General features: G+C 71.5%; 15 protein-coding genes. 9 read left to right on the top strand and 6 right to left on the bottom strand.

Annotated features, from left to right (window positions below; all coding sequences use genetic code 11):
* Nucleotides 1-129: 129 nt before the first annotated feature.
* The 3 genes from FV234_RS26355 (at nt 130) to FV234_RS23220 (ending at nt 1,625) form a co-directional block, all read left to right on the top strand.
* Nucleotides 130-402, top strand: coding sequence for a hypothetical protein (locus FV234_RS26355; protein ID WP_187273783.1), 273 nt, complete (start codon nt 130-132; stop codon nt 400-402).
* Nucleotides 399-1,124 (top strand): hypothetical protein, encoded by a 726-nt coding sequence (locus FV234_RS23225; RefSeq protein ID WP_187273782.1) that lies wholly within the window; start codon nt 399-401, stop codon nt 1,122-1,124. Before FV234_RS26355 ends, FV234_RS23225 begins: the two co-directional genes overlap by 4 nt.
* A 66-nt stretch (nt 1,125-1,190) precedes the next feature.
* Nucleotides 1,191-1,625: a cupin domain-containing protein gene (locus FV234_RS23220; protein WP_147831942.1), complete on the top strand. Its 435-nt coding sequence runs from the start codon at nt 1,191-1,193 to the stop codon at nt 1,623-1,625.
* Between the two features lie 79 nt (nt 1,626-1,704).
* On the opposite strand, the gene FV234_RS23215 is transcribed toward FV234_RS23220, so the two are convergent.
* Both FV234_RS23215 and FV234_RS23210 read right to left on the bottom strand, forming a co-directional pair.
* On the bottom strand, nt 1,705-2,589 hold the full coding sequence (locus FV234_RS23215; protein WP_147831945.1) for an EamA family transporter: 885 nt from the start codon (nt 2,587-2,589) through the stop codon (nt 1,705-1,707).
* 333 nt (nt 2,590-2,922) lie between these two features.
* Entirely contained in the window at nt 2,923-3,816 is an 894-nt protein-coding gene (locus FV234_RS23210; protein WP_147831940.1) for a LysR family transcriptional regulator, read from the bottom strand.
* Nucleotides 3,817-3,920: 104 nt separating this feature from the next.
* Here FV234_RS23210 and FV234_RS23205 point away from each other — a divergent pair, with 104 nt between their 5' ends.
* Nucleotides 3,921-4,778, top strand: coding sequence for a DMT family transporter (locus FV234_RS23205; protein ID WP_147754195.1), 858 nt, complete (start codon nt 3,921-3,923; stop codon nt 4,776-4,778).
* Entirely contained in the window at nt 4,771-5,208 is a 438-nt protein-coding gene (locus tag FV234_RS23200) for a DMT family transporter (RefSeq protein ID WP_147831938.1), read from the top strand. Before FV234_RS23205 ends, FV234_RS23200 begins: the two co-directional genes overlap by 8 nt.
* A gap of 25 nt (nt 5,209-5,233) precedes the next feature.
* Here the strand turns inward: FV234_RS23200 and FV234_RS23195 are convergent, their stop codons facing one another.
* From FV234_RS23195 to FV234_RS23185, 3 genes are all read right to left on the bottom strand, one after another.
* Nucleotides 5,234-6,316, bottom strand: a complete 1,083-nt coding sequence (locus FV234_RS23195) for an HD domain-containing phosphohydrolase (RefSeq protein ID WP_147754194.1) — start codon at nt 6,314-6,316, stop codon at nt 5,234-5,236.
* 250 nt (nt 6,317-6,566) lie between these two features.
* On the bottom strand, nt 6,567-7,295 hold the full coding sequence (gene phbB / locus FV234_RS23190; RefSeq protein WP_147831936.1) for an acetoacetyl-CoA reductase: 729 nt from the start codon (nt 7,293-7,295) through the stop codon (nt 6,567-6,569).
* A gap of 188 nt (nt 7,296-7,483) precedes the next feature.
* Nucleotides 7,484-8,665, bottom strand: coding sequence for an acetyl-CoA C-acetyltransferase (locus FV234_RS23185; protein WP_147754192.1), 1,182 nt, complete (start codon nt 8,663-8,665; stop codon nt 7,484-7,486).
* Nucleotides 8,666-8,980: 315 nt separating this feature from the next.
* Between FV234_RS23185 and phaR the strand changes: the two genes are divergently transcribed.
* Both phaR and FV234_RS23170 read left to right on the top strand, forming a co-directional pair.
* Nucleotides 8,981-9,601 carry a polyhydroxyalkanoate synthesis repressor PhaR gene (phaR, locus tag FV234_RS23180; protein WP_147831934.1) on the top strand — a complete coding sequence of 207 codons (621 nt, stop codon included), beginning with the start codon at nt 8,981-8,983 and terminating at the stop codon, nt 9,599-9,601.
* Nucleotides 9,602-9,968: 367 nt separating this feature from the next.
* Nucleotides 9,969-10,187, top strand: coding sequence for a hypothetical protein (locus tag FV234_RS23170; RefSeq protein ID WP_147831931.1), 219 nt, complete (start codon nt 9,969-9,971; stop codon nt 10,185-10,187).
* 13 nt (nt 10,188-10,200) lie between these two features.
* Here the strand turns inward: FV234_RS23170 and rpmF are convergent, their stop codons facing one another.
* Nucleotides 10,201-10,389 (bottom strand): 50S ribosomal protein L32, encoded by a 189-nt coding sequence (gene rpmF, locus FV234_RS23165; protein WP_147754699.1) that lies wholly within the window; start codon nt 10,387-10,389, stop codon nt 10,201-10,203.
* A 503-nt stretch (nt 10,390-10,892) separates the two neighbouring features.
* On the opposite strand from rpmF, the gene FV234_RS23160 reads away from it, so the two are divergent.
* Entirely contained in the window at nt 10,893-12,014 is a 1,122-nt protein-coding gene (locus FV234_RS23160; protein WP_147831929.1) for a PAS domain-containing protein, read from the top strand.
* Nucleotides 12,011-12,460 (top strand): response regulator, encoded by a 450-nt coding sequence (locus tag FV234_RS23155; RefSeq protein WP_147754701.1) that lies wholly within the window; start codon nt 12,011-12,013, stop codon nt 12,458-12,460. Before FV234_RS23160 ends, FV234_RS23155 begins: the two co-directional genes overlap by 4 nt.
* Nucleotides 12,461-12,751 lie beyond the last annotated feature (291 nt).

Here is a 12,751-nt window from a genome sequence, read left to right as displayed (position 1 = left end):
GGCCCGGGGACCGGAGAGGCAAGGACCGTTCCGCTTCGGGACCCCGGCCCGGCGCGTCGGGGCGGGCTTACCCTGGGGTGCATGCTCCGGGGTGCATGCGACGGCCGCTTGGGCTAACGCTGCCGGGCAATGGAAACGCTCCTGATCCTGGCGGCCGTCACGGCTTGCGCGGTCGCCGGCACCGTGGTGCTCCGGCTCCTCGCTCGCGGCCGGCGCGCGCCGCTGCACCTCGACAGCGAGCACGACGTCGAGGACGAGGCGCTGCTGCTCGCCGAGATCGGTCCGTCGCGCAGCCCGATCGACCGCTCCGGCGCGGTGCTCGACCTCGATCCGATCCGCGTCGAGGACCACGCGGTGCCGCGCCTGCCACGGCCCGACCACCGGGAGGACGACCCGCGATGAGAACGCTGCTGCTCGCGCTGCTCGCCGCCGGCCTCGCCGCCGCGCCGGCCCGCGCCCAGGATGCGCCGCCTCCGCTTCCCTCTCCCGCGCCAGCGCCCGAGCCGGCGACGCCCGCCGCGAACCTCGACGCGCTCCAGCCCTGCGGCGCGCGGGCCGCGCGCTACGAGGGCGCGAAGGGTTTTGACGTAGCGGTGACGCGGATCGGCCGCGCCAGCGTCGCCAACCCGCTGCGGCCGCTGACGCCCGAAATCAGCCAGGTGCTGCAGGTCGTGATCGCGGCCAAGCCCGCCACCGCCTACGGGCCGGACCTCGCCACCCTCCGCCGCGGCCCGGCCCCCGCCGCGCTCGAAACCCAGCTCGGCGCCCCGATCCGCTGGGAGGCCGCGCTGCCGGCCCTGCCCGATCCCCTGCCGATCGTCGCCGAGGACGGCACCCCCCTGGCCTCCCTCGCCTTCCGCACCTGCATCGACCCGCCGGCCGTCGCCGCGCCGCCTGTGGCTGCGCGCGGGACCAAGGGGAACGGCAAGAGGGACGCCAAAGGGAATCGCAAGGGCAACGCGACCGAGACCGCCCCGGCGGACGCCGCGGCGAACACGAACGAAGCCGGCAAAGAAGCGACGCCCGCGGCGGTGCGAAGGCCGGCGAAGCCCGCGCCGCGCAAGGATGCGGCCCCGAAGGCCCCACCCGGCTTCCACGTTCCCCAGGGTGCCATCGCCGAGTAGGCACCGGGCCTTTGGCGGATGTGCGAACACGGGTCCCACCAGCCCGATCGAAGGATGCGAACGACCATGGCGGACATGACGGCACCGGCGGTGATCGCGGCGCTCGGGCTGCAGCCGCACCCGGAGGGCGGGCACTACCGCGAGACCTTCCGCGATCCGCGCACGGTCGAGGGGCGCTCTGTCGGCAGCGCGATCTACTACCTGCTCGACGTCGGCGAGGTTTCGGCCTGGCATCGCGTCGACGCCGCCGAGATCTGGCACTGGCACGCGGGCGCGCCGCTGGTGCTCACGGTGAGCCCGAACGGCCACGACGCCGCCGCCCACCATCTCGGCCCCGACCTCCTCCGCGGGCAGCGGCCGCAGCTGGTCGTGCCGGAGGGCCACTGGCAGACGGCGACGAGCCTTGGCGCCTGGACGCTCGTCGGCTGCACGGTCTCCCCGGCCTTCGACTTTTCGGGTTTCGAGATGGCCCCACCGGACTGGCGCCCGACGCCGCGGTGAGCTCGGGTGCGCTCGGGTGAGCTCGGGTGAGCTCGGGTGCGCTTCCTTCCCTCTCTGCGAGGGAAGGAAGAGCCGGCGGCTACCCCACCCCGCGTGAGGCCCGCAGCGCGATCAGAGCGCCGGCGACGATGAGCGCGCAGGCGATGCCGAGGACCGGGGTCGCGGCGGCGTAGCCCGAGGCGACGAGGATCAGCGTCGAGAGCACCGGCGCGGCGTAGGCCGCGACGCCGAGCAGGCGAATGTCGCCGCGCTTGCAGCCAATGTCCCACAGGTAGAACGCGGCCCCGACCGGCCCGAGGCCTAGGGCGACGACGGCGGCCCATTGCAGGGCGCCCTCCGGCCAAGTCGTCGTCTCCCACACGCGATGGCAGGCGAGGCTCAAGGCGGCGGTGGCGAGGCAGAAGCCCGCGACCGCATCCGTCGGCACCGTGCCGACCCGGCGCGACAGCACCGAGTAGCCCGCCCAGACGAAGGCGGCGGCGAGCGAGGCCGCGTAGCCGGGCAGCGCCGCATCGTCGAAGCGAAACGCGCCGCGGCCGAGGAACAGCACGACGACGCCCGCGAGCCCGAGGAGCGCGCCGACGAGGTGGCCGGGCCGCAGTCCGCCTGCCCCGGGGAGCCGCGCCGAGAACAGAACGATCAGCAGCGGCCAGAGGTAGTTGATCAGCCCGGCCTCGGCCGGCGGTGCCAGGCGCAGGGCGGCGAAGTACAGGGCGTGGTAGCCGAACAGCCCGCCGACCCCCAGCGCCCAGACCGGCCAGGGCTGGCGAAGCGCCGCGAGCCCGGCCGCGACCCCGCCCCGGCGCGCGAGCCAGCTCGCGCAGCCGACGAGTCCGCCCAGCGCGAAGGTCATCGCTGCGAGCTGGAACGGCGGCACCGTGCCGGACGCGGCGGTGAACAGCGCCAGGAGCGACCACAGCAGGATCGCGCCGCAGCCGACGAGGGTGGCGGAGGAGGAAGCGATCACGCGACACCCGTGCTCAGGAAAGGGAGAACGCTTTCCCACGGACCCGCGAGCGAGGGCAACCCGGCCCGAGAGGAGGGGCGTGTCGATCCGCTTTCCCTAATAAAGCAGGCAGGGCGATGGCCGATGCCGACTTGCCCTTCGGAAACCCATTGGCGGCACCTTCGTCATCCCGGGGCCGCGCAGCGGAGCCCGGGATCCAGAAACGCTGGTCGAGCCGGACTTTGCACCGTCGGCGGTTCTGGATTCCCGGCTCGCCTGCGGCGCCCCGGAATGACGGTGCGGTACCATCTACAAACGCCCTGCCCGCAGCGAGGGGAGGGAGGTGGCGCCTCACCCCGCCGCAAAACCCTCCGCGTCGCGCGCCTCGCGCAGGAACCCGATCAGCCGCTCCGCCAGGATCGCCGGGGGGCGGGCCGGGCGGATCAGCAGGGTCGCGATCGGCAGGGATGGGCGGAACGGGCGCAGGACGATCGGCAGGGCGAGGCCGCGGGCGGCGACCGGGTCGACGACGGCGAACCCGAGCCCCTCGGCGACCAGGCCGCAGCGGGCGGCGGTGTACTGGGCGCTCATCCCAAAGCGCGGCGCGAGGCCGGCCGCGCGGAACGCCGCCTCCACCGCGTCCTGGAACGCGCCGGCCGCGCCGGCGATCAGCGCCGCCTCCGCGAGGTCGTGCACGGCGATCGCGCGCCGCGCCGCCAGCGGGTGGCCCCGGGGCAGGGCGCAGACCGCATCCACCGTCAGGAACGGCTCGGCGACCACCCCCGCATGGCCGGGGCGCGGGCGCACCAGCCCGAGGTCGCACTGGTCGGACGCCGCCCAGGACCAGATCGTGTCCGGCGCCGGCACGTGCACCGCGACCCGGGCGCCGGGATGGGCCGCATGAAGCCGGCCGATCGCGCGCGGCAGCAGGCGGGCCGCGAGCGACGGCTGGCAGGCGACGCGCAGCGGCCCGCTGCCGACCTCGCGGATGCGTCGGGCGGCCTCGCGCAGGTGGTCGAGCCCGGCATGGGTCCGCTCGACCTCGCGGGCGAAGGCCGCACCCTCCGGCGTCGGGGTCGCGCTGCCGTGCCCGCGCACGAACAGGGGGAAGCCGAGTTCGCGTTCGAGCTGCGCCACCGCCCGGCTCACGTGCGGCTGGCCGATGCCCAGCGCGTCGGCCGCCCGGGTCATGCCGCCGTGGCGCAGCACTGCCCCAAACAGGTCGAGATGGGCCGGATTCATCATGCCCGATCCGCATGGATGGCGAAAGATTGGGCATTTGACGGCATGGGCCTGCGATGGTTGTCAAGGCCGGCGGCGGCAAGCGGGCTGCCTCGGGGGGATGCGCGATGAGAGCCATGTCGGCGGGGTGGGGCAGCGGGTTCCTCGGCATCTTGATCTTCAGCGCCTCGCTGCCGGCGACCCGCGTGGCGGTGGCGGGCTTCTCGCCGCTGTTCCTCACTGCGGCGCGTGCCGCGATCGCCGGGCTCATCGGGGCGGGGCTGCTGCTGGCTTTCCGCGCGCCGCGGCCGCTGCGGCGCGACCTCGTCCCGCTGGCGATCGTCGGGCTCGGCGTGGTGATCGGGTTCCCGCTGCTCACTGCGCTGGCGCTCCGGCACGTCACCGCGGCCCATTCCATCGTCTTCCTCGGGCTGCTGCCGCTCGCGACCGCCCTGTTCGGCGTGCTCCGCGGCAACGAGCGGCCCAAGCCCGCCTTCTGGCTGTTCTCCGGTGTCGGCAGCCTCGCGGTCGCCGGCTTCGCCCTGGCGCAGGGCGGGGCCGGGTCGCCGGCCGGCGACGGCATGATGCTGGCGGCGATCCTGCTCTGCGGCCTCGGCTATGCGGAGGGCGCCGCGCTGTCGCGCCGGCTCGGCGGCTGGCAGGTGATCTCCTGGGCGCTGGTGCTGTCGCTGCCGGTCACCCTGGCGCTGGCGCTTGCGAGCCTGCCGGGCACCTGGGACGTCGGCTGGCCGGCCTGGGCGGCGCTGGCCTACGTCTCGGTGTTCAGCATGCTCGTCGGCTTCGTGTTCTGGTATCGCGGCCTAGCGCTCGGCGGCATCGCCGGCGTCGGTCAGCTCCAACTGCTGCAGCCGTTCCTCGGCCTGGCGCTGGCCGGCCTCCTCCTGCACGAGCCGGTGGCGCCGGGCATGCTGCTCGCCACCGCCGTGGTCGTCCTGTGCGTGGCGGGCGCCAAGCGTTATGCCTGACGCCCTCCTGATGCTGTCGGCGATGGCGGCCGGCGCAGCCGTAGTGGTGCAGCAGGGCCTGAACGCCCAACTCAGGGCCCTGCTCGGCTCGGCGGCGTGGTCCGGCGCCGTGAGCTACGCGGTCGGCCTCGCCGGCATGGTGCTGCTGGCCGCCTCCCTGCGCGATCCCCTTCCGTCGCCCGCGGTCCTGGCGCGAATTCCCTGGTGGGCGTGGAGCGGGGGCGCCTTCGGCGCGGTGTTCGTCGGGCTGGCAATCGTGTTGGTGCCGCGGCTCGGGGCCGCGCCGTTCATCGGATCGCTCATCGCCGGCCAGATGCTCGCCGCGGTCGCGATCGATCAGTTCGGCTGGCTCGGCCTGGCCCAACGACCCCTCGACGGATCACGCGCCCTCGGCCTCATCCTGATGGTCGGCGCCGTGATGCTGATCTGACGCTGATCCGGTCGAAGCCGTGACCTCAGGCTGCGCTGGCGCTGGCCATGGCGCTGCCGGCGGCCTCCGCGATCGGCTTGAAGGCGTTGACGAGGTCGGGGTCGACCTTGCCGGTCATGCCGCGGAGGATGTCGTAGGCCGCCTCGCCCGAGTGCGGGCGCTTGTAAGGCCGCCGCTCGATCAGCGCCCCGAAGATGTCGCAGACCGTGATCAGCCGCACGAGGTCGGGAATCTGCTTCGCGGTCAGCCCGTCCGGATAGCCCGAGCCGTCGAGCGCCTCGTGGTGGGAGCGCACCACGGCGAGCATCGCCGCCGGGTAGTCCTGGCCCTGCAGCATCGCGATGCCCAGCGCCGGGTGGGTCCGCATCACCGTCATCTCGTCCGCGTCGAGCCGGCCCGGCTTGTTGAGGATCGCCAGCGGGATGCGGGCCTTGCCGAGGTCGTGCAGCAGGGCGGCCTGGGTGAGGTCGCGGCAATCCTGCGCGCGCAGGCCGAGCTGCCGGGCGAAGGCCGCCGCCAGGCCGGCAACCAGCAGGCAGTGCTGGTGCGTCGCGTCGTCGAAGCGCCAGACCACGTCGAGCCAGCCGCGGATGTCGGCCTTGTTGAGGGCGCCGACCACGAGGTCCGCGCCCGCCGCCGCCACGGCCGGCGCCGGGCCGCTGCCGGCGCGGCCGAGGTCGAAGATCCGGGTGAGCGCCGTGTCGGCCTCGGCGATGGCGGCGCGCACCTCGGCCTGGCCCTCGCCCGGAACGAGGCTGCGCAGCGACGGCAGCAGGTCGCGCATCACCGCGTCGGCCCGGAGCGTGCGGGTCGCGCCGAGCGCCTGCGCCTGCAGGTGCGCGCGGGGCGAGTCCTCGTGCAGCACGCAGAGGAACGGAACCTGCGCCGGGCCGAGGCGGTGCATGTACTTGTGCAGGCCGGACACCTGCTGCGAATGCGCGAGCGAGGCGTCGCCGACCACGGCGACCACCTGCGTCAGGTCGGGCGCGTTGCGGGCCTGGTAGGGATCCAGCAGGTCGACCACCAGTGGCTCGCCCAGCGGTCGGAGCTGCCCGGCGAGCCTCTGCCCACGATCGGGCTGATCGGTGAGGATCAGGATGGTCTTCATCGTTGTGATTCGCCGCCCGCGCTTCGCCCCGGTTGAAGCATCATGGGCACGAAACCTCACCAACGATTAAAGCAATCGCAGATGGAGCGAGCAAAAATTAGACGCCGTGCATTGCTGAACAGGCGCGAAGAGGCGTCTTATAAGACTCAAGGCCTCTGCGTCCGGCCACCGCATCCGGGCGCCGCATCCGGCCGGGGCGACAGGTTCCGGGGCGGGGCGGGGGCGCCGGAGGGCACCCCCGCGCGGCCGCTCAGGCGATGTACTGGGCGCCGTTGATCGTCAGCGTCGAGCCGGTGATGAAGCCCGAATCCTCGGCCGCGAGGTACTCGACTGCGCGGGCGATCTCCTCGGCCTCGCCGAGGCGCCCGACGGGGATCGTCGAGATGATCTTGTTACGCACCTCCTCGGGCACCGCCATCACCATGTCGGTGGCGATGTAGCCCGGCGCGATCACGTTGACGGTGATGCCCTTGGCGGCGCTCTCCTGGGCCAGCGCCTTGGCGAAGCCGATCACGCCGGCCTTGGCGGCCGAGTAGTTGGCCTGGCCGATCTGGCCCTTCTGGCCGTTGATCGACGAGATCAGGATGATGCGCCCGAAGCCGCGGTTGCGCATGCCCTCGATCACCGGGCGGGTCACCGTGAAGGCCGAGTCGAGGTTGGTCTTGATGACCGCCTGCCACTTCTCGAAGCTCATCTTGTGGAACAGGCCGTCACGGGTGATGCCGGCGTTGTTCACCAGCACGTCGACCGGGCCGACCTCGGCCTCGACCGCCTTGATGCCGGCCTCGCAGGCGGAAAAGTCGCCGACGTCGAACTTGAACACCGGGATGCCGGTCTCGGCCTTGAAGGCCTGGGCCGCCTCGTCGTTGCCGCCGTAGTTGGCGGCGACCTTGTAGCCCTTGGCCGCAAGGCCCTTCGAGATCGCCGCACCGATGCCGCGGGTGCCGCCGGTGACGAGGGCGACGCGTTGCTGAGCCATGGTTTCCTCCGGTTTCTTGAACTGTTTTGTGGGCCGTGACCGGGTCGGCGCGACGGGGTCGCCGCCGGCCCGGGGATGATGCCCTCATGCCGCGTGCGGATGGCGTCCGCACGCGAAATGTTTTGCTTTGGGCCTAAAGACGGATTTTCGTCTCCGGGCTCAGGCCGCCCATGCGCGCGCGATTCTGCTTATGCGCGCTCGATGCACATGGCGACGCCCATGCCGCCGCCGATGCACAGGGTGGCGAGGCCCTTCTTGGCGTCGCGGCGCTTCATCTCGTGCAGCAGGGTGACGAGGACGCGGGCGCCGGATGCGCCGATCGGGTGGCCGATGGCGATGGCGCCGCCGTTCACGTTCACCTTGGCGTCGTCCCAGCCCATGTCCTTGTTCACGGCGAGCGCCTGGGCGGCGAAGGCCTCGTTGGCCTCGATCAGGTCGAGGTCGGCGGGCTTCCAGCCGGCCTTGTCGAGCGCCTTGCGCGAGGCCGGGATCGGGCCGGTGCCCATGATCTTGGGGTCGACGCCGGCGGTGGCCCAGGACTTGATCGTGGCGAGCGGGGTGATGCCGCGGCGCTCGGCCTCCGAGGCCGACATCAGCACGATCGCGGCCGCGCCGTCGTTGAGGCCCGACGCGTTGGCGGCCGTCACCGTGCCGTCCTTGGAGAAGGCGGGCTTCAGCTTGGCCATCGCCTCGACGGTGGCGCCGTCGCGGATGTACTCGTCGGTGTCGACCACCACGTCGCCCTTGCGGCCCGGGACGGTGACGGGGGCGATCTCCTCCTTGAAGCGCCCCTCCTTGCGGGCGGCCTCGGCCTTGTTCTGCGATGCCGTGGCGAACTGGTCCTGCTGCTCGCGGGTGAGCTGGAAGGCCTGGGCCACGTTCTCGGCGGTGGTGCCCATGTGGTAGCCGTTGAAGGCGTCCCAGAGCCCGTCCTTGATCATCGTGTCGACGAGCTTCACGTCGCCCATCTTCTGGCCGCCGCGCAGGTACTGCGCGTGGGGGCTGAGCGACATCGACTCCTGGCCGCCCGCGACGATGACCGTGGCGTCGCCGTTGGCGATCTGCTGCATGCCGATGGCGACGGTGCGCAGGCCCGAACCGCAGACCTGGTTGACGCCCCAGGCGGTGGCCTTCTCGGGGATGCCGGCGGCGATGGCGGCCTGGCGGGCCGGGTTCTGCCCGGCGCCGGCGGTCAGCACCTGGCCGAAGATCACCTCGTCCACGTCGTCGGGGGAGACGCCGGCGCGCTCGAGCGCGGCCTTGATCGCCACCTTGCCGAGCTCGTGCGCGGGCACCGTGTTGAACGCGCCGCCGAACGAACCAACCGCCGTGCGCGCCGCGCCGACGATGACGATGTCTTCGCTTGCCATCTGAAACGTTCTCCTCGTGGTCGGCCTGCGCGTCTTCAAGGTCGCGCGCTCGCAAAAGGCCGTTCCTCCGGATGAAGGGCCTCGCTCGGTCGAAGTCAAGAAGGCTGGAGGGTGGGGCGTATCGCTTGCGGGGCGACTGCTCCATCGCCGTCGACGCTGTGGCCGGGGCGAATTAGCATTATTCCGCGGGAAAAGGCGCCAGATGGCTATTTTCGTCGCCGGCTGAAAGCCTTAAGGTCCGAGCAGGCGCGTGGGCGGCTCCCGGCGGCGGGGGCCCGGCCGTGGTCGTCGCGCGATCGGGGAGAGGCCGCAAAGATGGCGGACAGCGTCAAGGCACAACAGACCGTCATCAAGAAGTACGCCAACCGGCGCCTCTACCACACCGGCACCTCGACCTACGTCACCCTCGAGGACCTCTCGACGATGGTGCAGAACGGCGAGGACTTCGTCGTCTACGACGCGCGCACCAGCGACGACATCACCCGCTCGGTGCTGACGCAGATCATCTTCGAGCAGGAGAACAAGGCCGGCGCCGACAACCTGCTGCCGGTGGCGTTCCTGCGCCAGCTGATCCGCTTCTACGGCGACAGCATGCGCACGATGGTGCCGAGCTTCCTCGAATTCTCGATGGCCAACTTCGCGAAAGACCAGGACGGCCTGCGCGAAAAGTTCTCGACCGGCTTCAGCGGGGCGGGCTTCGGCTCCTCGGCGCTCCAGACCGCGATCGAGCAGCAGGTGCGGGCCAACATGGGCTTCTTCGGCGACGCCATGAAGATGTTCACCGGCTTCACCCCGCCCGGCGTGCCGAACGCCAACACCAATGCCGGCCAACCCAGCCCGCCCGTCCCCGTCCAGGCCGCCGGCACCGACCTCGACGACCTCAAGCGCCAGATGCTGGCGATGCAGGAACGCCTCGAGGCGCTGGCGAAGAAGTAGGGCCAAAGAACTCCACGCCCGTTTTCCCTCCCCCCTCTGCGGGGGAGGGTGGGCCTCGCGTCAGGGAGGGTCGGGAGAGGAGAGCGCTATGTCGGGAGAGGTCGCTCCCCTCTCTCGACCCGCTTCGTGGGCCACCCTCCCCCGCAGAAGGGGAGGGAAGTCGTGGCGCCTGCCCCGATAAAAGGTTGACGAACCGTTAACGTCGGCCCCACCCTTGCAGCGCCGGTCCGGGTTGGGCCGGGGGATGCGGGCGATGATGCAGATCGGGACAATCGAGCGTGTCGGCACGGTACGGGCGACCGTGGGGCCGCAGGCGCCGGGGTCCGAGTCGCAATCTTCCGAACCGCAAGAAGCCTCCGGATCGAAAGTGTCCGCGCCCACCCGCGCCCTGGTGGCGATCGCCGGGGGCCGGGACGAGGCAGCCCAGGACGTGCCAACGCCAAGAGCCCGCGGCGGCACGCGGCCGCTCGCAGGCTTTCTGACTCAGGTGATCGTGGCGTCCGATCCGACCCTGCGGCCGTCGCGGCTTGAGCGCACCGGGATCGCGGCCGCGCGCTACGCCGAGACGGCGCGGCTCACGGCCTGATTCCCAAGGCTACTCAGGCTTCGGTCGACTTGACCGTGAGCACCTGGCGGCCGCGATACATGCCGGTCTTCAGGTCGATGTGGTGGGGGCGGCGCAGCTCGCCCGAATCCTTGTCCGTCACGTAGGTCGGCGCCTTGAGGGCGTCGGCCGAGCGGCGCATGCCGCGACGGGAGGGGGAGGTTTTGCGCTTCGGAACGGCCATGACGGGAAATCCTTGCGGTCTGGCGCCAAAGCGGCGCCCGGGCGTCTCCCGGCCGGGATCGCCTCGCGCACCGCTCGATACGGAGATTCGAAGGCGCGCTTATAGCGGGGGCGCCGGGGCGTGGCTAGGGGGCGCGTGCGACCAAGCTGCCGGACACGCTCGATCTTGGACTTTGGTCCAAGATCGCGGCCGAGCGAGACCGTGGCAGGCGCCGACGGCACCGGGCGCGTGCTAGCCGAGACTTGACAGTTCTGCCGTGATGGCCTGCGGTGGGGGGGGTGACATGGCGACGGCCCGAAGGCGTCGCCGCGACGGGAAAGTCCGCCGCGTCCAGAATTCTTTGAACCTTTTTTCCTCCACGACCCGTTAAGCTTGCGGCCGACCCGCCCGCTCGCCTCCAAGCACGACGGTTCGCCTTCTGGACTTCCTAAAAAGGTGCCCTCGCGGCACCGGCCGACGCCGCACGGTGGATGCGGTCCGCGCCCTGAGAGAGATCACGATCGATGGAATCGTCCGATGCGTGGCGCCAGACCGGCGGCCTCGACACCGAGCAGGGCAAGGGCGACCCGTTCGCTGCCGCCGTCCGCGCCACGCGGATGGCTATGATCATCACCGATCCGCGCCTGCCCGACAACCCGATCGTCTTCGCCAACGACGCGTTCCTGCGGATGACGGGCTACGAGCGCGGCGAGGTCATGGGCCGCAACTGCCGCTTCCTGCAGGGCGCCAACACCGATCGCGGCGCGGTCGCGCTCATCCGCGAGGCGGTGACGGCGGGGCGCGACATCGCCATCGACATCCTGAACTACCGCAAGGACGGCGCCCCGTTCTGGAACGCGCTGTACCTCAGCCCGGTGACGAACGAGGGCGGCGAGGTGCCCTACTTCTTCGCCTCGCAGCTCGACGTGACCGACCGCGTCGACGCCCACCTGAAGGTCGAGCAGGAGAAGGCCCATTTCGAGGCCGAGGTGGCCAAGCGCACCCAGGACCTGAGCCAGTCCCTGGCGACGCAGACCATGTTGGTCCACGAGGTCGACCACCGGGTCAAGAACAACCTCCAGATGATCGCCGCCCTGCTCGCCATGCAGACCAAGGCCATCACCGACCCGTCGGCGCGCGCGGCGATGGAGATGATGCTGACGCGGGTCGAGGCGCTGGGCATCGTGCATCGGCGGCTCTACCAGTCGAACGACGTCGAGCGCTTCGACGTCGCCGAGTTCGCCCGCGACCTCTCCACCGACCTGGTGCGGGGCTCGGGCCGCGACGGCATCCGCCTGCACCTCGACCTCGAGGCGGTGGAGGTGCCGGTCTCGAAGGCGCCGCCGGTGGCGCTGATGATGAACGAGCTCATCACCAACGCGCTCAAGCACGCCTTCCCCGGCGATCGCCCCGGCCGGCTCTCGGTGACGGTCGCACCGGACGGGAAGTACTTCGCCATCAGAATCGCCGACGACGGCGTCGGCATGCCCGTGGAGGTGATGGAGAAACGCTCCTTCGGCAAGCGCCTGATCGGCACCCTGTGCCGCCAGCTCAACGCCAGCATCGCGTGGCAATCCAACGAGCCGGGGACCACGGTCAACATTCGCCTGCCGCGCGAGATGGCAGACAGTTCGGAGACGCCGTGAGCGACCCGCTGCGGATCCTGGTCGTGGAGGATGAGGCCCTCATCCTGATGCAGATCGAGATGATGCTCGAGGAGGCCGGGCACAGCGTGGTCGGCACCGCGATGACGGCCGCCGAGGCCATCGCCCAGATCGAGGCCTGTCGGCCCGAGCTGGTGCTGATCGACCTGCGCCTTGCAGACGGCTCTTCCGGCCTCGAGGTGGCGCAGGCGATCCGTGAGCGCGACGGCATCACCGCCGCCTTCATGACCGCCAACGCGCGCCAGCTCTCCGAGGAGATGGAGGGCGCGACCGCGGTGATCGCAAAACCCTTCAGCGAGGCGGTGCTGGAAGACGCGCTCGCCTACCTCAAGGCCTGCGTGCGCCGTCCGCCGCCAAGCGAGCCGGTACCGAACGGCATGCGGATCTCGGCCGAATGCCTCGCGCGCTTCGACGCCATGCGGCACTGAACGTCCGACCCGGATCGAGAACCGAACCGGGAACGGAGTGCGCGCGACCGGACTTGGAATTCAATCGGATTTGGAACCAGCGACTGGGGCGGCGTGCCGCAGCGTTAAGCCGCGGTTCAACCGCTCCGGCTCACACCACGCTCCGTCGGCGCCAGGTACCGGGCCGCCGTCCCTTCGGGAGGACCACCATGGCCACGTCGTTCCTGCGCACCTTCGCACTCCTGTCCTGCCTGGCCGCCGCGCCGGCGCTGGCGCAGAGCCCCGCCCCCGCGACCCCGACCAAGCCCGGAG

Source organism: Methylobacterium sp. WL8 (assembly GCF_008040045.1).
Lineage (GTDB): Bacteria > Pseudomonadota > Alphaproteobacteria > Rhizobiales > Beijerinckiaceae > Methylobacterium > Methylobacterium cerastii.
Note: the sequence above shows the minus strand (reverse complement) of the source record. Positions and strands in the feature narration are given on the sequence as shown.